Source organism: Litchfieldella rifensis (genome assembly GCF_042646605.1).
Taxonomy (GTDB): Bacteria; Pseudomonadota; Gammaproteobacteria; order Pseudomonadales; family Halomonadaceae; genus Litchfieldella; species Litchfieldella rifensis.
The window spans coordinates 74,787-96,282 of sequence record NZ_JBHRUG010000048.1 but is presented as its reverse complement, the minus strand read 5'-3'; the positions used below and the strand labels follow the sequence as shown (position 1 = coordinate 96,282).

The following is a 21,496-nucleotide window of genomic DNA, read 5'->3' as shown; positions in this document are numbered from 1 at the left end:
CGACCTACCTCCCGTGATCACGCGCGGACCCTAAAAGCCAGCGGCAGTGTGATAGGACCGGTGTTGCCACTTCGCGGCAGCCAGGTTGCGTCACCATCTAGCCGGATCTGACATAACTTCCTGGCCAGCAGGGGCAGCGCGATGCTCATGTCACTCTTGGCGATGAAGTGGCCCAAGCAATGGTGCGTGCCTCCACCAAACCCGAAATGGGGTGGGCGCTCTTCGGCAATATTGAACTCAGGGTTGAGCATGGCGCGAGGATCGGTTCCCGCTGCCTGGGAGTACAAGTGCACCGTGGTGCCTTGGGCGATCGAAAGACCTTGGTATTCAAAGTCCTCCACGGCCTCACGAGTCACCCAGGTGACGGTCGGGTTGGTCCGCATGACCTCGGCTACTGCATTGCCAGCCAGTTCGGGCCGCTCAGCGAGAAGCTCCCATTGCTCCGGGTGCTGCATGAAAGACTCCATGGCCAAGCCGAGCTGATTGCGCGTGGTGTCCATGCCCCCGAAGATCAGCAACACCAGCATGACACGCAACTCGTCGCGACTCATGGCGTCATCGTCACGCTGCGCCAGCACCAGCCGTGATACGAAGTCATCGCCGGGCTCGTTAAGCCGATCATCGATGAGCTGGTCGGCATATTGATACAGACCTTCCAGCGCCTTCTCTATGCGTGGCAGGTCCTGCTTCAGGGTGACACCCAACGCGAGCCCCAGGGTCGATGACCAGCCTGCGATTTTTTTCCATTCGCTTTCCGGCAGGCCCAGCATGATGCATATGACACGCGCGGCGTAGGGCTCGGCGAACTCGCTCATGAATTCGCCGCAACCACGAGCAGCCATGACATCGATGAGCTCCCCGGCCAATGCTTGGAAGCGAGGGTTCATTTTCTCCAACATCTTAGGCGAAAAAGCGGGATTCACCAGCCTGCGCAGTCGGGCATGATCGACGCCTTCCAAGTTCAGCAGGACATGGTTCCACCAATCGGCGAATGGCCCTTCTGTCACACCGTTATGACGAGGCCACGCCGCGCTACCCTGGCGAAGCTTGGGGTGGCGTAGGAGTTGCTTCATTTCTTCATATCGAAGAATGGCGAGGCCATAGTTGGTCCTGGCAAACCAGTTTTTCTCTCGGGCATCGTGCACTTCCTGGGAATGGATGACGAAGCGGGGATCAGAGACATCAAGGTAGGCGCTATCTAACGGCAGTTGAGTTGCAATGGTCATATCTTTACCTTGGTATTGTTGTGAGAGTGTGTTCAATTAGCTGTCATGTGCTCAATCGCGCTTATGAGAAAATCTTTGAACCTCTTTCGATTATCTTTCTCATGATCGACGATTTGCTGCCTGAGCCGAGTAGGCATATCACCAGAGCGAGCAAGGTAAGCGCGTCCCGACTCCGTGGCATCCCATGCCGCCAGCCAGGAGTCGAACATCTCTGGGGTGATTTCCGGGTGAAACTGCACCCCGATCTGCCTGCGGTGAATGAACGCCTGGTGCGCCATGCCAGTACTGGCTAATAGCGTGGCGCGAGCAGGAGTATGGAAAGCATCAAAATGGAAATTGAACCATGGACCACTGGATAACATGCGGCTATCGGTGGTCGTGACAGGTATCCAGCCAATCTCCGCTGCATGGTTGCGGTACGTCTCACCGCCGAGTGCCCGGGCAAGTAGCTGGCTGCCAAAACAAATGCCAAGTACCGGCTGGTTTCTATCGGTGAGCGACTTCAACCACTCCAGCTCACCGGACAGCCATGGCAAGGTGTGGTCGTAAGCAGACTCTATGGACCCCATGACCACGACCAGCTGTTCTTCGGTAGGGGCCGGCAGTGGCTGGTCGACATAGGCCATCTCGGACTCGATGGACAAGCTATCCAGCAACTCGGGTAGCGTTCCCGCCGAGTCCTGGTGGTTATGCAGCAGCAATATGGCAGAAGAAATCTTCATTAGCCCATCCGATTAAAACTGTATCCAGGTGCTCTTCAGCTGCGACATCTTGTCGAGAGCATGCAGGGATTTATCCCGACCGTTTCCGGACTCACCGAAACCACCGAAGGGGACAGTGATATCGCTGCCATCGTAATTGTTGACCCAGACCGTACCGGCCTTAAGGTCACGAGACATGCGGTGTGCACGGGAAAGCGAAGATGTCCAGACGGCCGCAGCCAGCCCGAAGCGGGTCGCGTTGGCAAGCTCCAACGCCTCGGCTTCGTCTGCAAAGCGAGTGACGGCCAGCACCGGGCCGAAAATCTCCTCTTGGGCGAGTGTCATGTCCTTCTGGACATGGTCGAAGATAGTGGAAGGGAAATAGAAACCACCTTCACAAGGACTATGCTGGTTGCCCACTGAAACGAGGGCTGCCCCTTCCGCATGGCCGATATCGACGAATCGTTGCACCCGTTCCAAATGCTTCGATTCGATGAGGGCCCCCATCTTGGTTGCCGGATCCAGGGGGTCTCCCAAAGACCACGTGTCAACATGGGAGAGCACTCGATCGATAAAGTCATCGGCAATCGATTGCTGGACCAGAAGACGCGAACCGGCACTGCAGACTTGCCCTTGGTTGTAACAGATCCCCTGCGCCACGGCCTGGGCCGCCTTGTCCAGGTCATCCGCATCGTCGAAAACGATTTGTGGACTTTTCCCCCCGCACTCGAGAAAGACCGCCTTCATGTTGGATTCCGCGGCGTAGCGCAGGAATAGGCGACCTACCGGCCCCGAGCCGGTAAAGCTGACAGCGTCGACATCAGGGTGGCGGCCCAGCGCCGCACCGGCTGTTTTTCCATAGCCAGGCACCACATTGATCACCCCATCAGGCAATCCAGCGGCAGACGCCAACTCGGCAAGCCGAATGGCTGTCAGCGGCGATTGCTCCGCTGGCTTCAACACCACCGTGTTGCCAGCGGCCAAGGCTGGTGCCAGTTTCCAGCAGGCAATCATCAGAGGAAAGTTCCAGGGCACGACAGCCCCAATGACGCCTAACGGCTCACGTCTAATGGTGGCCAGCACATCGGATGCTGTTGGGGCGATTTCGTCATAGTGCTTGTCGATGGCTTCAGCATAGAAGCGCAAGCAGTTAATAGAGAGGGGAAGGTCGTCACGTCGCGCGTGGGTGATCGGTTTTCCCGTATCCAGGCTTTCCAGGAACGCGAGTTCATCCTGATGAGACTCGATGATGTCGGCAAGCTGAAGCAGGTGTCGACGGCGCTGCTTGGGCGCCTGACGGGCCCAAGTATCCGAGGCCGATCTAGCGGCCTGGACGGCCATATCGATGTCATCTTTCCCGCCTTCCGCCACACGGACCAGAAGCTTCCCGTCGCGGGGGGACAGGCAGTCGAACTGCTCGCCGGAAGCGGCCTCGCAGGCTCGTCCGTTTATCCATAAATGGCTGGGTAAATATATATCTTTCAACATGTTGTAGAGGTCCAGTGTGCTCTTGTCGTTGTCATTCCGGGAATTCCGGCGAAGCCCCAGTGGTGCTCCCTACAAAACATATGGACTATAAACTATTATGTCAAATGTTTTAAGGCGCCCTGCCGAACGTAAAAAAATATTATTTAAATCAATAGATTAACCGAAATTCCTGAGCAACCCCCTTGCTCGCGAGCAATAGAGAGGCCTTGTAAGCGCCATAAAATGTGACATTGCGAGCAAAATACAAGGGGAACCTTGACACATAAAATTTGGTGTCATATGTTTTTTTGACCCGACGCCCATGACCCGGGAAATGGACGCTCGGTGACAACAACTACACCGGAGGAGATCACCCCCATGAAGATCTGCGTTGACAGAGATAAGTGCCAGGACCATGGCCAGTGCGTCATTGCTGCACCGGACATCTTCCGCTTCGGGGAGGATGGCACGTTGCTATATGAGTCCCATGTCGACGAAAGCCTGAGAGATTCTGCCGAGGAGGCCGCGGACGTTTGCCCAGAGCAAGCCATTACGATCATGGATGAATAAATTGAGGTTAGTCGGCCACCCAATGTGTCGCGACGATACCCACCAACAAGATAAAACGGTGATGCCATGGACATTGACCTGGATAACCAGACCAAGAAAGAGCTGGTTGAGCGAATAGCGAGAATCGAGAAAGGCGAACGGCCTAAAGAAATTGAGCTGGCGGAATGGGTTATGCCCATCGGGCTATGTGTACTTATATCGGCCCTTTTGCTGTGGAGTCTCTGATTTTACATACCTGACAACACAGACCTTGTGGACAATAACAATTGCATGAGAGGTCAAGAAAATGAATGACAATTCAATAGATAGCACACCCCATGAGGAGGAAGCCTCCCATTTCGGGGTGCTACCTGCCATGGCTAATGAACGCCCCTTTGGGTTGACGGACTACGTCATGATGATGGTGGGCTTCGGGATCGCGGCCTGGAGCTTCCTGATTGGAGGCTATACCGGGAGCGTACTGCCTGCGAGCCAGGCGATTCCTGTGATTCTGTTCGGTAATGCCATACCCGTGCTGCTGCTTCTCGGGTTGGCAAAGTTTTTCTGCAGGTATGGCGTCGACACCTTCATCGGTGCACGTGTCGTACTTGGCTGGTTAGGAAGTAATATATTTCTGTTCGTATTTGCCATCATCAACCTTGGCTGGATGACGATGGCATCCTTCATGCTCGGCGAATCATTCACGACACTGCTGGCCGAGTTCAATGCGCCTCAATGGGTCGTTGACCGCTCCATTGGTGCTCCTTTATTTGCGATCTGCGCCTTCCTCGTGGCTTGGATGATCGCCTATCGAGGGCCCATTGCCATCAAGTTGTTCAATCGTGTCGGCGTGCCCACCATATTCGCCATTATTGCCGGGCTGATTTTTTACATCCTGTGGGTCGAAGGCCTCGACAAGGCATTCAGCGCCGCGCCGGCAGCACCTTATGATGACCCCCGCCGCGGGCTGGTATCAGCCATCGAGTGGAATGTCGGACTGGGGTTCTCCTGGGCAGCGTATTTTGGCCAGTGGTGTCGCCTCGCCAAAACGGAAAAAACCGCAGTCTGGGGGAGTTTTATCGGCTGGGGCGTGTTGTTGAATATCGCGGCGATTCTTGGCGCGCTAACGGCACTGCTCGTCGGTGTCTATGATCCTGCCAAATGGATGATTTCCGCCGGCGGGCCAGTCTTCGGGATCGTGGGGTTGCTTCTGCTTATTCTGGCCAACCTGACCTCGGCAACCATCCTGGTTTACTCCCAGGGTATCAGTATCAAGACACTGTTTCCTCAGTGGAGTTGGTTAAAGGCCATTGCAACGACGCTACCAGCTATGCTCTTGATGCTGACGCCTGCATTCTACGATGGTTACACAACCTTCCTTTCTTATATCTCATTCATCATGGCTGCCATTGGAGCGGTGATGGTTGTCGAGCTGGTTATTATTCGTCGATACCGGGTAGATCTAACAGGAATGTATGATCGCTCCTCATCAGTCTACCGTTACCAGAATGGAATCAACTATGGCGCATATTTCGCCATTATCCTCGGTGGTTTGTTTTATTTTTGGACTTATAACCCAGTGGCTGATGCGCCAGGCCCCCTGTTTCTTTATATGAGTGCCGGCCTGCCCACGTTCTTCATGACAGCAATGATCTATTGGGCCGTAAGGTATTGGCAAACCGGGAGCAGGAAAGAAGCTGGGGTATCAAGCGCCTTATAACAACCATGTTCATTGAAACATCGAAACCACACATATAAGACAACAAAGGACCATAATATGACCGCCCTTAATTCTCATATAGAACACAACATGGATGAATCGAAAATTCAGGAAATCAAGTCCCTCATCCATGAATCCGGTGTCAAATATATCTATTACCAAGTTGTTACGCTTGGTGGAAAACTGCTGGCAAAAGTCGTTCCCGCCACGCAACTCGAGCGTAACCTTGCCAAGGGCATACAGTTTCATCGTACTGCTATCAGTGATATGCAGTGTAACCGGTTCGGGGAACTGATGGGGGGCGGCACCCAAGCCGCTGAATTTACAGCCATGCCCGATTTGGACACCTTCCAGGTGCTCCCCTGGGACCGTAGCGTTGGAGCATTCTTTTGTCGTGTCTACGAACCGGGTCACCGCGCTGAAGTCGGAGGGCAAGCACTATCGACAGATCCCCGAGGGCTATTGATTCGCACTCATGAGGCTTTCACCGAGCGACAGGGAATGCGACTGAAATCTGGATGTGAGCCGGAAATGTCCTGGCTGGGCGATTCCATGAAAATTAATCCCAGGCCCGGGGCGAGTCCAGCTTATCAGCTCAGCAACCTCGAGTTGATGAGACCTATTTATCAGAGGGTTATCGATTACGCATCCCAAATGGGTTTCGATATGATCGAGGGGGATTATGAAGATCCCTATCAACTCGAGCTGAACTGGATGTTCGACACTTGTGAGTTGACCGCTGACCGCCTTATGTTTTACCGGCAAATCTGTAGGCAGGTGGCCAAGGAGTTCGGCGTCACGGCAAGCTTCATGCCAAAACCCTATACTGGTGGCATGGGCAACGGATGCCACCATAACATCAGTTTGTGGCGAGGTGCTGTCAATACTTTCGAAGAAGAAGGCCGTACCGACCTTCATTTGAGCGACATCGCTCGGTACTCTCTGGGAGGACTGCTCAAGCATACCCCGGGAGCCATGCTCATCATGGCCTCGACGGTGAACTCCTATAAACGATTCTGGGATGTCGGTCAATTTGCCCCCTCCCAAGTCAACTGGGGCATGGACAACAAGACCTGCAGCGTGAGGCTATCCGCGATCGGTCGTCTCGAGTACAAGCTGCCTGATGCCAGCGTGAATCCTTACCTCTCGCATGTGGCCCTACTGGCTGCTATCGAAAATGGTATCGAACATAAGCTCGACCCCGGCGAAGCCATCGGGACTAGCAGCTATTCACGCGATATCGACGCAAGTGCTCGTATTCCTCTGACACTGGGTGAGGCCGTGGAGGCTTTCAAGAATAATCCTGTCATCAAGGGCGCCTTCCCCGAGGCCATGTCCTCTCTCTACGTCGATCTGAAGGCGGATGAGTGGGCCCGCTATTGTGCTGCGGTCACGGATTGGGAGCGTGATATGTACAAGGAGTATTTGCCGTGAGAAACCAGACACCTCTTAAAGTCATATGTGCAGACTTGCCCGCGCCCCCACTATTCGAACGCGACGCGAACGGTAAGCGTCATGGTTATGAGGCCGATGTCGCACGGCTCATCGGAGAAGTGATGGGGTTGCGCGTCGAGTGGGTTTATCGGCAATGGAGCGATTTCTATCCAGCACTGTCTGCGGGAGATGGAGATTTGCTCCTCTGTGGGCAGGGCATTTCGGAGTATCGTGCCAGCTTGGGTGATTTTACCAGGCCTTACGCCATATTCGATGAATCCGTGATGGTAAGGTCCGATAGCAATACCGCACAACCCGGTGACCTGGCCGGGAAGCGTGTCGGGGCGATCGCCAACAGCCTGAACATGCAGTTGGCAGAGTCGTTCCCTGATGTTATCTGTGTGCCGTTCGATGGCGCCAGTGATGATGTGTTTGGTGATATGGTGCATGCTTTGAGAAACGGTGACATCGATGCGCTCGTCGATGACGATGTTGCTCTCGTGCCACTTGAAGCAGATGATCTCAGGATCGCATTCACCGTCCCAACTCGAAATGCCTGGGGGGCTGTCGTAGCAAAAGGGAATTCAGAAGGGCTTTCCAGGATTAATCATGCACTCGACCGCATGATTGACGATGGTTCGCTGAGAGTTATTTGGCAAAAATGGATGCCATCCTTGTCATATCCTTTCGATTAGGTTCCAGGTGCCTTACAAGGGCTGCTGATCTGATGATGTGATACACTGCCCGGTAGTGTGCCTCATGCCACGGTGCCTTACCGGGCTTTTGGATTTGAGCATGTCCGCCATGTGACTTGCATCGGAGCTTTCATGTTACTCGATTTTTTTGAACCTTGAGCTTTCGGAGAAGGCCGGATGAATCACTTTTCCTCAAGCCAAGATACATCCTTCCTACGGATCCGATCCGAGGGGAAAACCGAGGAAGTCGTACGTCGTCTGATTGAGGCGATGGATCTCGGCATCTTTTCTGAAGGTGATCAGCTTCCTAGTGAAGCTGACTTGGCCTCACAGTTTGGGGTAGCCACTGTTACTCTCAGGGAAGCTCTATCATTACTGCGTCAGCAAGGGTTCGTGGAAACCCGGCGTGGGAGAAGTGGTGGAAGTTTCGTTAAAGCAAACCTTGAAGTGGCCCATGCAAGGCTAATCGACGAATTCAAACGCTACAGTGTCTTCGATCTTCGCGATTATGCTGACGAACATGCTGCCATCAGCAGTCATGCAGCATGGCTGGCCGCAGCACGAGCGACTCCCGACGATGTTGATCTATTATTTCAACATGTGAGGCTGATGGAAAAAGCGGATGGCCGCTCCGAGCAAAGACGTGCAGATATGAGATTTCATGTCAATGTGGCAGTTGTATCGCAATCTGTACGCTTAACCCAAGCAGAGATGCACCTACAATCGGAGCTTGGTATGTTTTTGTGGATGGTTGCTCTGGGCGCCTCTGATTTAAAAGCCCACACAGATAAGCTATACGCCATTACCGATGCTATTGCTAATGGTAACTGCTCCCTAGCCAGCTCCTTGTCAGCGTCGCTCTGCCACAAACAAGTGATGCGTGTGATTGATGCGCGTTTGGAACTTGAGAAAGGTGATAAAGCTCCCTGAGGTAATAATAACATGACATATGATAAAAAACTTGGTGTAAGTTCAGAGGATGAGGAGATTATTCGCCTTTGCGCCAAGAGCATCGAATCCTCGGTTTCCACCATACTTCATACAGTGGAGCAAGTCAGGAACACAGTTCTGGAGATTTGGAGAAACAAACCCAACCTCCAGAAGCAGGGCGTGTCAAAAAAGGACCTGGCAACCCTCCAAACATCAGTCAAGAAACTGATATCAGTAGCTGAGGTTCATATCAATGGGGCCGGATTCGTGGTCGCCCCTGATATTTTGTCGGATGCAAGGCTTTATTTGGAGTGGTGGCGACAAGGGGCAAAGCCTGGAAACTTTATTCCACTTAAGGTCAATCTCGATGAACATAGCGATACCTTTTACGACTACCCAAATATGCCTTGGTTCTACAAGCCTAGAGATGAAGAAGCAGGACATGTGATTGGACCCTATGTCGACATGTTGGGCGTTGACATGTATATCTGCACGTTCTCCCTTCCTGTCTACTATAGTGATGTTTTCCTTGGGATTGCTGGGGCGGATGTTCCTCTGAACAATCTGGAGCCTGTCGTCATTCCTCATCTCATGAGGCTGCACAAGCCAGCCGTACTGGCTAATGACGACTTCCGAGTCATCTCATCTAACACTTCGAGATGGCTGGTGGGTGATTTCTTGATGTCATTTCAACTATCTCGCTCTAGCAATAGTCAGATGATCTCCTTGGACCACTCTGTTGAAAACTGGCGTCTCGTTGTCTTCGAGGAATAGAAATCAATTCGTTAGAGAATTCATTGCTTTAAATTTATCATACTGAAAATTGTGGAGAGTCCCGAGACTTGCGGATCGACGTTCTCGGGATAATCGCGCGCCTTGTAGGACTCGGCACGGGCGCGACGGCGGGCGCATCATTACCCTCTCCTCGACCATCACCAAATTCCGTACTGACACCTATGGCCCGTATGCGGCATCGAAGGCCGCTCAAGACATGTATGCCGGCGTCCTTGCCAGGGAACTGGGCGGTCGGAACATCTCCGTGAATGCGCTCGCGCCGGGCGTGGTCGATACGACGCTATTCACCGACGGGAAAACGGAAGCCCAGATCGCGGGCTTCGCGCAACATACGCCACATGGCCGGATCGGAGAGCCCGAAGACATCGCCGATGTCGTCGCCTTGCTATGCCGCGGCGATGGCTACTGGGTGAACGGCGAAGTGCTGTATGCGAACGGCGGTATCGCATAAGGACCAAAGTGCTGATCAGGCTAGACCTTCCAGGGCAGCGGTGGCGGCATCAGGCGTTCGCCCTGGTACTGGGGGATATGACCGAAGCGCTCGCTGCCGGCCTCCCAGTCGCGCTGCGCCTCGGCGATCTCCACCTTGCTATGGCCGACGAAGTTCCACCAGATCAGCACCTCTTCCTCGAGTGGCTCGCCGCCCACCAGGATGACACGCCCACCTTCCGGCAGCGCCACTTCGACACTGTCGCGGCCACGACCCAGATAGGCCAGCTCATTGGTGGCGAAGGGCTCATCCTCGATCGTGAGTGCGCCCGCCAGCGGCAGCAGCCCATATTCGAAGTCATCCCGTAGCGGCAGTGACAGCGTCGTTGCCTGGGGACTGTATAGGTCCACTCCCACCAACGGGGAAAACGCCAGCGTCGGCGCCTGGTAGCCGGCAAATTCACCGATCAGCAGGGTCAGCTCTACGCCTTGCGCCCGCCAGCGAGGCAGGCCTGGGTAATGATCGAAACGCGGCTCGGTGTTGCGGTGCGCCTCGGGCAGAGCGATCCATAGCTGGACCGCGTGCAGGTGGGACTCACCAGGTACCGACTCCTCGGTATGACTGATGCCTCGCCCCGCCGTCATCAGATTGACCTGCCCCGGACGTATCACCTGCTCGGACCCCAGGCTATCGCGATGAAGTACCTCGCCTTCGATCATCCAGGTGAAGGTCTGCAGGCCGATATGGGGATGCGGCCCGACCCGTAGACCGGCGCTGTCACCCTTGAACACCGCGGGGCCGGCATGATCGAGAAAGCACCACGCCCCCACCAGACGGCGCTGCCGAGAAGGCAACACCCGATTGACGGGAATGCCGCCCACGTCGGCGGTGCGCGGTACGATATGCTGGATCAGACGCTTGCCAGCCACCACTGGGCAGTCCAAGGAGGACGACGGCGTCTTGTCATCGATGAGATTGCTCATGAGGTGCTCCTTGGGGATAAGGCATTTATTCAGCGCTTCCTGGGCACGGCTCGGCCCCATCGGGGGAGATCGCTTCAGCATAGGCGGTCTCTCCTCATCATGCCCGGGGCCGAGTCGGTCGGCATCAGCTCTGGCTAGAGAGACTCTGCTGCGCGTAGCTCTGCATCAGATTGGCATAGGCCGGGAGGTGACCGGCCAGCAGCCCGCCGAAGCCCTCGATATCGTTGCGCCAGTCACGATGCAGTTCGCAGCCGACACCGAACCAGGTCATCAACTGGGCACCGGCCTGTGACATGCGGTCCCACGCGGCATCACGAGTGGTCTGGTTGAAGGTACCGGAGGCATCGGTGACCACGAAGACCTCATAACCCTCTTCCAGCGCCGAGAGCGCCGGGAAGGCCACGCAGACCTCGGTGACCACACCGGCGATCAATAACTGCTTCTTGCCGGTCGCCTTGACCGCCGCCTTGAACTCTTCATTGTCCCAGGCGTTGATCTGCCCCGGACGAGCGTAGTAAGGCGCCTGTGGGAACATCTCCTTCAGCTCGGGCACCATGGGGCCGTTGGGGCCATCTTCGAAGCTGGTGGTGAGGATGGTGGGAATGTCGAAGAACTTGGCGATATCGGCCAGTGCCAGCACATTGTTCTTGAACTCGTCCGGGCTGAAATCGCGCACCAGCGACAGCAAGCCGGCTTGATGGTCGACCATCAGCAGGGTGACATCGTCCTTGTTCAGGCGGTTGTAGGTATAGGACATGACAGCTCTCCTTTCATGTTGCAGCAGGGAACCCGGCAACCGGGCTGCCGGGTGGTTGAGCAGACGGGTCAATCCCGCCTGTCACTCAGGACGCCGTACTTCCCTTGCTGGAAGTCGGCAAAGGCTCGCTGGATCTCCTCTGTGCTGTTCATCACCATGGGCCCATAGCCCACCACGGGCTCTTGAATGGGCTCGCCGCTGAGCAGCAAGAGCTTGGCATCGTTGTTGGCCTCCACATGCAGCGCGTCACCGCGGCGCGCGAAGCTCACCATCCCGGTATCGCGCACCAGCTCGCTGCCGTTGACCTGCACCGCGCCACTGAGCACCACCAGCAGCGTGGTGTGGCCGTCAGGTACGGGCAGCAACGCATCGCCACCCGGCCTCAGGCGAACGTCCCAGACATTGATCGGCGTGAAAGTCCGGGCGGGCCCCTGGTGGCCCAGGTAGTCACCCGCCACCACGCGAACGCGACCCGCTCCCTCCGGCAGAGCCACATCGGGAATATCGCCCTTGAGCAGCGTCTGGTAGGCCGAGGGCGCGGGCTTGTCACTGGCCGGCAGATTGACCCAGAGTTGCACCATCTCGAGCGTTCCTCCCCGCTCGGTGAAGGCCCGGGAGTGGAGCTCTTCGTGGATGATGCCCGCCCCGGCGGTCATCCACTGCACGTCGCCTTCGGCGATTCGCCCACCGCTGCCCGTGGAGTCGCGATGCTCCAGTTCACCCTGGTAGACCAGGGTCACGGTCTCGAAACCACGATGCGGATGTGCTCCCACCCCCCTCGCCCGTTGAGCCGGCTCGAAATCGAAGGGGCCGGCATAGTCCAGCAACAGGAAGGGGCTCACATGCTCCGCACCCATGCGGTCGTAGGAGAACAGCGTACGCACCGGGAAACCGTCACCGACCCAGTGGCCACGTGGGGCGCTGTAAACGCCATGGATTTTCTTCATCTCCAGGCTCCTTCATGAATCAGAGGGCGCTCGGCCCTGACATGGGAAGCCTAGATAAGGGACGAATTGCGCACTAGAGGCTAGAATTCACACTCACCGTTCTATTCATGGAACAATACAATGCAGGATCTCAACGACCTCTATTACTTCGTCCAGGTGGTCGATCATGGCGGCTTCGCTCCAGCGGGACGCGCCCTGGGAACCCCCAAGTCGAAACTGAGTCGGCGCATCTCGCAGTTGGAGGAACGACTGGAGACGCGGTTGATCAATCGCTCGACTCGCCATCTCTCGGTGACCGAGCTGGGGCAGGCATATTACCGTCACTGCGTGGCGATGCTGGTGGAGGCCGAGGCAGCCGAGGAGCTGATAAAACGCAACCTCGCCAAACCTCGTGGCACCGTCAGGCTGAGCTGTCCGCCCAGCCTGCTGCACTATCTGATCTCGCCGCTATTGGTGCGCTTCATGACCCAGTGCCCTGACGTTGAGGTGCAGGTCGAAGCCACCAGCCGGCGAGTCGATGTGGTCAAGGAGGGCTTCGACATGGCGATCCGGGTGCGCTTTCCGCCCCTGGAGGACAGCGACCTGGCCATGAAGGTACTGTCGAACAGCCCACAACGCCTGATGGCGTCCCCCAGCCTCTTCAACCAGCACCCGCTACCCCACTCGCCCGGCGACCTGGCACAGCTGCCAAGCCTGGATTTCGAGCAGGTCGACAAGCAGCACGTCTGGCACCTAGACGGCCCCGATGGCATGACTGCCAAGGTGCCACACCGGCCGCGGCTGGTGACCGACAACGCAGAGACCCTGCATCAGGCAGCATTGGCGGGTTTGGGTATCGTGAAGCTGGCCTTGATTGTCGCGGGCAAGGACGTCTCCAGTGGCAACCTCATCGACGTCCTGCCTGGCTGGGAACCACGAGCCGGCATCCTGCATGCCGTGTTCCCCACAAGGCGCGGGCTGCTGCCTTCGGTAAGGGCCCTGCTGGACTTTCTTGGCGAGAACATCAACGAAGTGGACTTCACCAGCTTGGCCGCCCTCTCTCAGCAAGACGATTAGCGGTGACAGAGCATCAGGCGGTTTGCATGCCAAGCTCTAGACTAGACCAGCGGCGCTCAGCCGACGCAGAACCGAAGAGGTTGAGCGGTAAGCTGGAGCGCCTTGTTGGGCAATTTTATCCAAAATGGTGGCCCAAATTTATGAAGGATTGGAGTTGTCTCCTTGGGTGGATTCGGGCAATACCAGAGCGACACAAGGGGCCGTGCCCCGAAAGAAGTCGGTCATCAATGCTTTCGTCTTTGGCCAGGCGCAATCATGCGCACTCTGACCTTGCGATGCGGTTGGACCTCTGTCTTGGCCTTATCTTGCCGATTGGCAACCTCACCAGCCCGTTCGGGAATGTCTACCGGCACGGCAACCCAGGCAAACACTGGCAGCGTAAGGTGCCAATAGATAGCACTAAGCCGAATTGCCAATGTGATGAAAATGGCCAGGGCGATCGCTATATAGGAATGGATGGCCAAGCTTATCATGACAGCAAGAGTGACACCGCCCGCGATGGAGGCCGTGGCATAGATCTCCTGTCGAAGTACCATGGGAACGCGGCGTGCCAGCACATCACGTATCATGCCACCGGCAACCCCGGTCAGGAGTCCCATCAATACCGCCACTATGTCAGTATGGCCCAGGGTTAGTGCCTTATACGTGCCGATCACAGTGAAAAGCGCCAGTCCAAACGCATCCAACACCGGCAAGAGACGTTTCGATATGCGGTGAATGTGTCGGAAGGCGGCAATGGCTATCACGACGGTAGCGATAATGACCCAGAGATAGGTGGGGTCACTCACCCAAAAGATGGGACGCACGCCAAGTAACACATCACGTAGGGTACCACCGCCAATTGCCGTGACCGACGCCAGCACCAACATGCCGAAAGGATCCATTCGGGAGCGGCAGGCAAGTGTGATTCCCGACAGGGCGAATACTACTACACCCGCTAGATCCAGAAAATAAATCCACCCTTCCACCCCGTAACTCCTCAGCTCTAGGATTCAAATCTTTAACGGTTGGAGGAACATCATCAACCCAATGTATACCGGAAGATGCTTTGAACCGCCCCGACTATCTCGGAGACTTTCTCGTTTGAGTCACGCTGCCTGAGCGGACTCGGTACTTTGTTGATAGTAGCGGGCTTCCGCCTCGGCGGGTGGTATGTTGCCGATGGGTTCCAGCAACCGCCGGTGATTGAACCAGCTCACCCCTTCCAGCGTCGCCAGTTCCACAGCGGATCGGGTCGGCCATGACCGGCGATGAATGACCTCGGCCTTGTACAGTCCGTTAATGGTCTCGGCCAGGGCATTGTCATAGGAGTCACCCACACTGCCCACAGAAGGCTCGATTCCCGCCTCGGCCAGCCGTTCCGTATAGCGAATCGACACATACTGCACACCGCGGTCACTATGATGAACAAGGCCGCTGTCATCGCGAGGGCGTCGTTCATGGATGGCCTGCTCCAGGGCATCGAGCACGAACCCTGTGCGTGCCGTGCCGGACACCCGCCAGCCGACGATGCGGCGGGCAAACACATCAAGGACAAAGGCCACGTAAGCGAATCCCTGCCAGGTGCTGACGTAGGTGAAGTCCGAAACCCACAGGGCGTTGGGCCGATCGGCACGAAACTGGCGATTGACCCGGTCCCATGGACACGCACTGGCCTTGTCGTTGACCGTGGTCTTGACGGACTTGCCCCGTACCACGCCTTGCAGCCCCAGACGACGCATCAAGCGCTCCACCGTGCAGCGCGCAACCGCCAGGGACTCCCGCTTCAATTGCCGCCAGACCTTGCGGGCGCCATAGACCCGGAAGTTCTCCTCCCAGACACGCTCGATTTCCTGGCACAACCGCTCATCACGCTGTTCACGGCGTGAGCGCCGAGCGGGCTGAGTACGGCGCTGCACATGGGCGTAATAGGTCGATGGAGCAATCGGCAGTACCCGGCAGATCGGCTCGACTCCATGAACCTCACGATGTTCGTCAATGAAGGCCGTCATGACTTGAAGCGGCGCAGGAGGGCCTGCCCGTCGCACTCCGCCTGGGCAAAATACGCGGAGGCCGTGCGCAGGATCTCGTTGGCCTGGCGCAACTCCCGGTTCTCCCGCTCCAGCGCCTTCAGGCGGGCGCGTTCCTCGGTCGTCAGCCCGGCCCGTTCGCCAGCATCACGCTCACCCTGCCGCACCCAGTTGCACAGGGTCTGCGGGGCGCAGCCAAACTTGCCGGCAATCGACTCGATCGCGGCCCACTGCGAGGTGTACTCGTCCTGATGCTCGCGCACCATCCGAACCGCCCGCTCCCTCACCTCCGATGAGTATTTCTTCGATGTTGTCATCACTCCATCCTCTCAAGAAATGGAGTCTCCGGGAATCCCGGAGCGGTTCACTCCCCCTCGTCACACTCATCGGCTCATGGACGCTGCCTCAGCGCCTGGCGGAATTCGGCGCGGTAGGCCTCGGCGTGCTGTGCTGGATCCGGCGGGAAGCGCTCGAGCTCAACGGCAAGATCGAAGAATCCCTTGGCGGGCAGGCCTTCGCCTCGGCGGCTGACGACCAGCGCCGCGATGAAGGGGCGATCCTGCTCAGCGTCCTCGCGCATTAGCTGTTCAAGTACTTGGGCGACGCGCTGGATGGTGCGCGGTGGCTCTAGTGCCAGCGTCTCGGCGAGCTGTTGGTAGGTCATTGGTAGCATTGAGTCAGGCACCGTCTCGAGGATATGACGAACCTGTGTGGCAAGCTGTGTATGGCGATGGCGGGCTGTCATGAGCTCTCTCTACCTCTTGAGCGGTCCAGTAGGCTGGTCAGCTCTCTCTTGCATCTCGATGATACTTATCAGCCTATCCGACATTGGTTTACGCTGATGCTGATAGGGAGAGTAGACGAGAGTTACTGTAAGAAGCAGTGCAGCGGTCGGGCGGCATTTGAATTTCACGCGCGCGGCTGACGAGGTGGGGCTGACACCCGCGGCGGTCAGCTACCAGATCAAGGAAATAGAAGATCAACTGGAGCGACTTCGGCCCATCAATCGCGGCTGAAGCCGCTCCTGCAAAACCTGCATCACGGCCTCAGCGGAATCAGGAAAGGCTGGCTTTACGCTCCTCGCTAGGCGGATGGCCTAGGCGTCGCCGATAGGCCCGTGAAAAGCTGGAGACATCGGCAAAGCCTATATCGAGGGCGATCTCGCCCACCGAACGACGAGTGTGAGTCAGCCAATATTGGGCCCAGTGCAATCGGCGATTCATGACATATTGCTGAGGCGTGACCCCGAACTGGCGCTGACAGAGCAGATGAAGTTGGCTCTGGCCGAGACACATGGCTTCCGCCAGTGCCTGGTTGTCGGGTGGCATGGCAAGACGCTCGTCGATGACGGCATCGAGAGCCGCAGCGGACAAGCGGCTGCGCCTGAGCGTCTCCATATCCCCCTGAGCGAGCAACTGACTGAACTGGCTCACGAACAGCACTGCCAGTTGATGGTTGATCAACGCGTGTTGTTCCGGCGAGCGAGCTGCCTTCAGCTGTCCGGTGGCAAATTCCACCACGGGTATCAAGTTGGGCGGCAGCCTGAGAGCGCGGGGCTCAGCGAACAATGACTCGCGAAGCTCCAGGGCGCAGCTTTGCTCCAAAGAAGTCAGACAAGGATCGTCGTCGTCCAGGTCGATCACCAGCACCTCGCTGTCGTCCCCTCGACCAAGGTAAAGGTGCGTTTCCCGGCTGGGAAGGATCGCCGCCTGGCCCAATACCAGCCGTTCACCACCACGACTGAACTCGTAGTCCATGGCACCACGCCAACCCAGCATCAGTTGAGGGTAGGCGTGGCAATGCTCGCCGGAGGTACGAGCGATACGGTTACAGTGTGCCTGCGTCTGGGACATGGAGCTTCCCCCTGGGAGCGGGGCGATTGCGTAGCCTGAGACAACGTTTGCGGAGACAGGGGCAAAAACCCACCTCATTACCCACATAGACTGGTCGTGGGTACAACTATAAATGAGGTTGCCATGTATCTCGACGCCGAACAAGTCACCACCAGTCTGCCTTGGAGCGCCTTGGTGGACGCGCTGGACGACATCTTCACCTGCACCGTGCACTCGCCGGTGCGTCATCACCACCATATCAGCGTGCCGGGCGAGCCGGACGCCACCCTGCTGCTGATGCCGGCCTGGCTCGAGGGCCAATACCTCGGGGTCAAGCAGGTCAACGTCTTCCCGGGCAACAGCGCCCGTGGCGAGCCCGGACTCAGCGGCCATTACCTGCTGAGCTGTGCTCGCACCGGCCGCCACCTGGCCCAATTGGATGGCAACGAGCTCACGGCCCGTCGCACTGCCGCGGCCTCGGCCCTCGCTGCACGCTACCTGGCCCGAGAGGACGCCCACGAGCTGTTGATGGTGGGTGCCGGTCGAATGGGGCGCCGCCTGATTCCGGCTCATCAAGCTGTCCGCCCCATCGAGAAGGTACGCATCTGGGACATCCGCGAGGCCTCGTCCCAGACTCTGGCAGAGGAACTCCGCGCCGAAGGCGTGGATGCCGAAATAGTGCCCGTCGATGGTCTGGCTGAAGCCACCGGGCAGGCTGACATCATCAGCTGCGCCACTCTCAGCCGTGATCCCCTTATCCAGGGAGAATGGCTGGCGCCGGGGACTCACCTGGACCTGGTCGGCAGCTTCACGCCCTTCATGCGCGAGGCCGATGACACGGTCATGCGGCGCGGTGCGATCTTCGTCGATACCCGCGAAGGGGCCCTGAGCGAAACAGGCGATCTGATCGATCCCATTGCCAGCGGCGTCATCTCGGTGGACGACATCCTGGCTGACTTCCCCGACCTCTGCGCGGGACGCCACGCCGGTCGGTCACAGCTCACGGCCCCCGACGAGGCGATCACGGTCTTCAAGTCGGTGGGCGCCTCCGTGGAAGATCTCGCCGCCGCCATCCTGGCCTACGAGCGCTGCCGAGACTGAGCCCGGCCCCCGCATTCTGGACTCCTACGATACAACGACAACGAGGGCGAGTTCGCTCGCCCAGGAATGACACTCCGATGAAAGAATACGCGACCCCTGCGATCCCCATGCCAGGTCTGCCCCTGGCCATGCTGCCCATCTTGCTGACCATCGCGCTACTGGCGGTGCAGATCTTCTATTATGACGACTTCACCCCACATATCCCGCTAGCCATAGGGTTCGGTATTACCGCCTTGGTCGGCTGGCTACAGGGCTATCGCTGGAAGGACATCGAGTCGGGCGCCTTCAGGGTTCTCCACGTGGCGATGCCCTCCATTGCCACCCTGATCATCGTCGGCATGCTGGTGGGAACCTGGATCGCCAGCGGCACCGTCCCCATGCTCATCTACCTGGGGCTGGAATTGATCGACCCGAGCTGGTTCCTGGCCGCGGCGATGCTGATGTGCTCGATGGTCTCGCTGGCCATCGGCTCGTCCTGGACCACCGTTGGCACCGTGGGGCTGGCGCTGATCGGGATCGGCGATGCCTTCGGCGTGCCCATCTACTGGACTGCCGGTGCGGTGGTCTCCGGGGCCTTCTTTGGCGACAAGATCTCGCCGCTGTCGGACACCACCAACCTGTCGCCGGCGGTGACCGAGACCAACATCTTCGACCACATTCGTTACATGCTTCCGACCACCATTCCCGCCATGCTGATCGCCCTGGCGGTCTATTGGATCGTGGGGGGCGCTGATGCTGGGGCGGCCCATTCCCTGGAGCGCATCGAGCTCATCAAGCAGGGGTTGGCCGACAGCTTCGCGATGGGCCCGTGGCAGCTTCTGCCGTTGTTGGTGGTCATCGGCCTTGCCTTCTTCAAGGTGGCGCCGATCCCGGCCTTGTTCACCGGGGTGATGCTGGGCGGCGGCGTGGCCATTCTGACCCAGGGAGCCACTTATCATGACGCCCTGACCTTCGCACACAGTGGTTTTTCCATCGAGACCGGCACCGCAACGCTGGACAGCCTGCTCAATCGCGGTGGGGTTACCTCCATGACCTGGGTCGTGACCCTGATGATGTTCGCTTTGGCCTTCGGTGGCGCCTTGGAGCGCACCCGCTGTCTGGAGTCCATCGTCACTGCCATCATGTCGCGGCTGAAAAGCTTTCGGGGGCTTCAAACCAGCGCCATCCTGACCTCCATCGCCACCAATGTGGTCTCGGGGGATGTCTACCTGTCCATCGCCTTGCCCGGTCGGATGTACAAGCCGGCCTATGACCGCATGGGCTACTCCCGGTTGAACCTGTCCCGTGCCATCGAAGAGGGCGGAACCCTAGTGTCTCCCTTGGTGCCCTGGAACGCAGGCGGCGCCTTTGTGATCGGCGCCCTGGGCCTGGGCGTGACCGCCGGTGATTTCAGCTCCCTGCTCTATATCCCCCTGGCCTTCGCTTGTTGGCTGTCGCCGCTGTTCGGCATCCTCTACGCTCAGATGGGTTGGTTCTCCAAGCGGGCCGAGCCCATCGAGGAGGAGGCAACCGACGAGGAAATGCGCATGGTGGAGGAACGGGGATGAGCGAAGGCGCCTTGGGCTCCCGGATCGCGGTGGTCGGCGCTGGTGTGGTCGGCATGACCACCGCTCTGGCGCTCCAGCGTCGGGGCTACCAGGTCACCGTGCTCGATCCCCGTGCGCCTGGAGAGGGAGCCTCCTATGGCAATGCCGGCTTCCTCGCCACCGAGCTGATTGATCCACTGTCAACTCCCGCCATGCTTCGGAAAGCCCCCGGGCTGTGGCTGGATCCCCATGGGGCTGTCGCGCTGCCGCTTCGCTACCTACCCCGACTACTGCCTTGGCTAGCACGCTTCATTGCCGCCGCTCGACCTTCCCGGGTAGCGAAGGGCCGTCAGGCACTGGCGGCCCTCAACGGCGCCTCGGTGCCGGCCTGGCAGCGCTGCCTGGCCGATATCGATGCCGAGGAGGAATTGGTCGCCTCGGGGTACCTGAAGGTCTGGGAATCCTCCCGGGGGAAATCGGCAGCCAAGGCGGAGATGGAGCACCTGCGCCGCTGGGGGTATGAGGTGGAATGGCTCGAGGCAGCAGAGGTTCGTGCTCGCGAGCCCGGCCTGTCGGGAGCCATCAGCCATGGCCTCTTCTTCCCTGGCGCCCACCAGGTTCGCGACCCCTATGCCCTGGTCCGCCGATTGGCCATGGCGTTTCAGGCCCGAGGCGGGGAGTTGCGCCAAATGCAGGTCGAGCGTCTCGTGCCTGCCGGTGACGGTGTGCAATTGAAGACGAACGCCGGGACCCTAACGGTGGCCCAGGCAGTCGTGGCTGCCGGCGCCTGGAGCCACCACCTGGCCGCGGGCCTCGGCCTCACGGTGCCGTTGGAAACAGAGCGCGGCTATCATCTGACCTTGCCTGACCGCGGAGAAGCGTTGCGACAGCCGGTCGGGTCGGCGGAGCGCCGCTGTGTCATGACCCCGATGACATGCGGCTTGCGTGTGGTAGGGTTCACCGAGCTTGGGGGGCTATCGATACCCCCGGTGGCGCGTCGCTATGATTCCCTGCGTCGCCATGCCGGTGCATTGCTGCGCGATCCCGCAGGCCTCGATACCACCGCGACGGAATGGATGGGCTTCCGTCCCACCCTGCCTGACTCCCTTCCGGTCATCGACAGCCACCCGACCTACCCAGCGGTGCACTTTGCCTTCGGTCATCAGCACTTGGGACTCACCCAAGCAGCGATCACCGCGGAACTGGTAACCGCTCGAATCCAGGGTGAATCCCCCGCCCTGGACCTCACCCCCTATCGTGTGACGCGCTTCGGGCCGCAGGAGGCATCCGGCCCGAAAGCGGGAGGCGTCATGACACCGGAGTGATCTAGATAAAAAC

The 21,496-nt window shown here is 58.2% G+C and carries 22 protein-coding genes, 1 pseudogene and 1 other annotated feature; of the genes and pseudogenes, 13 read left to right on the top strand and 10 right to left on the bottom strand.

Features of this window, described 5'->3' with window-relative positions; translation table 11 throughout:
• Positions 1-17: 17 nt before the first annotated feature.
• Genes ACFOEV_RS20160 through ACFOEV_RS20150 form a run of 3 tightly spaced genes read right to left on the bottom strand, consistent with a single transcriptional unit; the run spans position 18 to position 3,415 of the window.
• Complete coding sequence (locus ACFOEV_RS20160; RefSeq protein WP_386776689.1) at positions 18-1,226, bottom strand: cytochrome P450; 1,209 nt, start codon at positions 1,224-1,226, stop codon at positions 18-20.
• Between the two features lie 32 nt (positions 1,227-1,258).
• Positions 1,259-1,948 (bottom strand): type 1 glutamine amidotransferase, encoded by a 690-nt coding sequence (locus tag ACFOEV_RS20155; RefSeq protein ID WP_386776688.1) that lies wholly within the window; start codon positions 1,946-1,948, stop codon positions 1,259-1,261.
• A gap of 12 nt (positions 1,949-1,960) precedes the next feature.
• Positions 1,961-3,415: an aldehyde dehydrogenase gene (locus ACFOEV_RS20150; RefSeq protein WP_386776687.1), complete on the bottom strand. Its 1,455-nt coding sequence runs from the start codon at positions 3,413-3,415 to the stop codon at positions 1,961-1,963.
• A gap of 357 nt (positions 3,416-3,772) precedes the next feature.
• Here ACFOEV_RS20150 and ACFOEV_RS20145 point away from each other — a divergent pair, with 357 nt between their 5' ends.
• From ACFOEV_RS20145 to ACFOEV_RS20110, 8 genes are all read left to right on the top strand, one after another.
• Positions 3,773-3,964 (top strand): ferredoxin, encoded by a 192-nt coding sequence (locus tag ACFOEV_RS20145; RefSeq protein ID WP_386776686.1) that lies wholly within the window; start codon positions 3,773-3,775, stop codon positions 3,962-3,964.
• Positions 3,965-4,030: 66 nt separating this feature from the next.
• On the top strand, positions 4,031-4,189 hold the full coding sequence (locus ACFOEV_RS20140; protein WP_386776685.1) for a hypothetical protein: 159 nt from the start codon (positions 4,031-4,033) through the stop codon (positions 4,187-4,189).
• Between the two features lie 61 nt (positions 4,190-4,250).
• Positions 4,251-5,663: a cytosine permease gene (locus ACFOEV_RS20135; RefSeq protein ID WP_386776684.1), complete on the top strand. Its 1,413-nt coding sequence runs from the start codon at positions 4,251-4,253 to the stop codon at positions 5,661-5,663.
• A gap of 57 nt (positions 5,664-5,720) precedes the next feature.
• The gene (locus ACFOEV_RS20130; RefSeq protein ID WP_386776683.1) at positions 5,721-7,097 is read left to right on the top strand and encodes a glutamine synthetase family protein; all 1,377 of its coding nucleotides are present in this window, start codon (positions 5,721-5,723) and stop codon (positions 7,095-7,097) included.
• Positions 7,094-7,792: a substrate-binding periplasmic protein gene (locus ACFOEV_RS20125; protein WP_386776682.1), complete on the top strand. Its 699-nt coding sequence runs from the start codon at positions 7,094-7,096 to the stop codon at positions 7,790-7,792. The genes ACFOEV_RS20130 and ACFOEV_RS20125 overlap by 4 nt, the downstream gene beginning before the upstream one ends.
• A gap of 177 nt (positions 7,793-7,969) precedes the next feature.
• Positions 7,970-8,722 carry a FadR/GntR family transcriptional regulator gene (locus ACFOEV_RS20120; protein WP_386776681.1) on the top strand — a complete coding sequence of 251 codons (753 nt, stop codon included), beginning with the start codon at positions 7,970-7,972 and terminating at the stop codon, positions 8,720-8,722.
• 12 nt (positions 8,723-8,734) lie between these two features.
• Positions 8,735-9,496 carry a cache domain-containing protein gene (locus tag ACFOEV_RS20115; RefSeq protein ID WP_386776680.1) on the top strand — a complete coding sequence of 254 codons (762 nt, stop codon included), beginning with the start codon at positions 8,735-8,737 and terminating at the stop codon, positions 9,494-9,496.
• Between the two features lie 49 nt (positions 9,497-9,545).
• Positions 9,546-9,968 (top strand): SDR family oxidoreductase, encoded by a 423-nt coding sequence (locus tag ACFOEV_RS20110; RefSeq protein WP_386776679.1) that lies wholly within the window; start codon positions 9,546-9,548, stop codon positions 9,966-9,968.
• 20 nt (positions 9,969-9,988) lie between these two features.
• On the opposite strand, the gene ACFOEV_RS20105 is transcribed toward ACFOEV_RS20110, so the two are convergent.
• The 3 genes from ACFOEV_RS20105 to ACFOEV_RS20095 all read right to left on the bottom strand — a co-directional run bounded on the left by ACFOEV_RS20105 (position 9,989) and on the right by ACFOEV_RS20095 (position 12,634).
• Positions 9,989-10,930 carry a pirin family protein gene (locus ACFOEV_RS20105; protein WP_386776678.1) on the bottom strand — a complete coding sequence of 314 codons (942 nt, stop codon included), beginning with the start codon at positions 10,928-10,930 and terminating at the stop codon, positions 9,989-9,991.
• 124 nt (positions 10,931-11,054) lie between these two features.
• Positions 11,055-11,687, bottom strand: a complete 633-nt coding sequence (gene ycaC, locus ACFOEV_RS20100; RefSeq protein WP_386776677.1) for an isochorismate family cysteine hydrolase YcaC — start codon at positions 11,685-11,687, stop codon at positions 11,055-11,057.
• Between the two features lie 68 nt (positions 11,688-11,755).
• A complete protein-coding gene (locus tag ACFOEV_RS20095; RefSeq protein WP_386776676.1) occupies positions 11,756-12,634 on the bottom strand; it encodes a pirin family protein in 879 nt (292 codons plus the stop codon).
• 120 nt (positions 12,635-12,754) lie between these two features.
• Here ACFOEV_RS20095 and ACFOEV_RS20090 point away from each other — a divergent pair, with 120 nt between their 5' ends.
• Entirely contained in the window at positions 12,755-13,690 is a 936-nt protein-coding gene (locus tag ACFOEV_RS20090; RefSeq protein WP_386776675.1) for a LysR substrate-binding domain-containing protein, read from the top strand.
• 224 nt (positions 13,691-13,914) lie between these two features.
• Here the strand turns inward: ACFOEV_RS20090 and ACFOEV_RS20085 are convergent, their stop codons facing one another.
• The 3 genes from ACFOEV_RS20085 to ACFOEV_RS20075 form a co-directional block, all read right to left on the bottom strand.
• Positions 13,915-14,658 (bottom strand): trimeric intracellular cation channel family protein, encoded by a 744-nt coding sequence (locus ACFOEV_RS20085; RefSeq protein ID WP_386776674.1) that lies wholly within the window; start codon positions 14,656-14,658, stop codon positions 13,915-13,917.
• A 120-nt stretch (positions 14,659-14,778) separates the two neighbouring features.
• A protein-coding gene (locus tag ACFOEV_RS20080; protein WP_386776673.1) for an IS3 family transposase occupies positions 14,779-16,016 on the bottom strand; the annotation gives its coding sequence in 2 pieces (ribosomal slippage) (positions 14,779-15,731 and positions 15,731-16,016; 1,239 coding nt in all).
• Positions 15,607-15,738: a sequence feature (AL1L pseudoknot), on the bottom strand. (Overlaps the previous gene by 132 nt.)
• Before the next feature lie 74 nt (positions 16,017-16,090).
• Positions 16,091-16,444, bottom strand: a complete 354-nt coding sequence (locus ACFOEV_RS20075; protein ID WP_386776672.1) for a hypothetical protein — start codon at positions 16,442-16,444, stop codon at positions 16,091-16,093.
• A 151-nt stretch (positions 16,445-16,595) separates the two neighbouring features.
• Here ACFOEV_RS20075 and ACFOEV_RS20070 point away from each other — a divergent pair.
• A pseudogene (locus ACFOEV_RS20070) lies at positions 16,596-16,715 on the top strand (LysR family transcriptional regulator); the annotation flags it as partial.
• A 39-nt stretch (positions 16,716-16,754) separates the two neighbouring features.
• Here ACFOEV_RS20070 and ACFOEV_RS20065 read toward each other — a convergent pair.
• The gene (locus ACFOEV_RS20065; protein WP_386776671.1) at positions 16,755-17,552 is read right to left on the bottom strand and encodes a helix-turn-helix transcriptional regulator; all 798 of its coding nucleotides are present in this window, start codon (positions 17,550-17,552) and stop codon (positions 16,755-16,757) included.
• Positions 17,553-17,675: 123 nt separating this feature from the next.
• Here ACFOEV_RS20065 and ACFOEV_RS20060 point away from each other — a divergent pair, with 123 nt between their 5' ends.
• The 3 genes from ACFOEV_RS20060 to ACFOEV_RS20050 all read left to right on the top strand — a co-directional run bounded on the left by ACFOEV_RS20060 (position 17,676) and on the right by ACFOEV_RS20050 (position 21,483).
• Positions 17,676-18,632 (top strand): ornithine cyclodeaminase family protein, encoded by a 957-nt coding sequence (locus tag ACFOEV_RS20060; RefSeq protein WP_386776670.1) that lies wholly within the window; start codon positions 17,676-17,678, stop codon positions 18,630-18,632.
• 77 nt (positions 18,633-18,709) lie between these two features.
• On the top strand, positions 18,710-20,179 hold the full coding sequence (nhaC, locus tag ACFOEV_RS20055; protein WP_386776669.1) for a Na+/H+ antiporter NhaC: 1,470 nt from the start codon (positions 18,710-18,712) through the stop codon (positions 20,177-20,179).
• Positions 20,176-21,483: an NAD(P)/FAD-dependent oxidoreductase gene (locus ACFOEV_RS20050; RefSeq protein ID WP_386776668.1), complete on the top strand. Its 1,308-nt coding sequence runs from the start codon at positions 20,176-20,178 to the stop codon at positions 21,481-21,483. Before nhaC ends, ACFOEV_RS20050 begins: the two co-directional genes overlap by 4 nt.
• Positions 21,484-21,496: the final 13 nt, after the last annotated feature.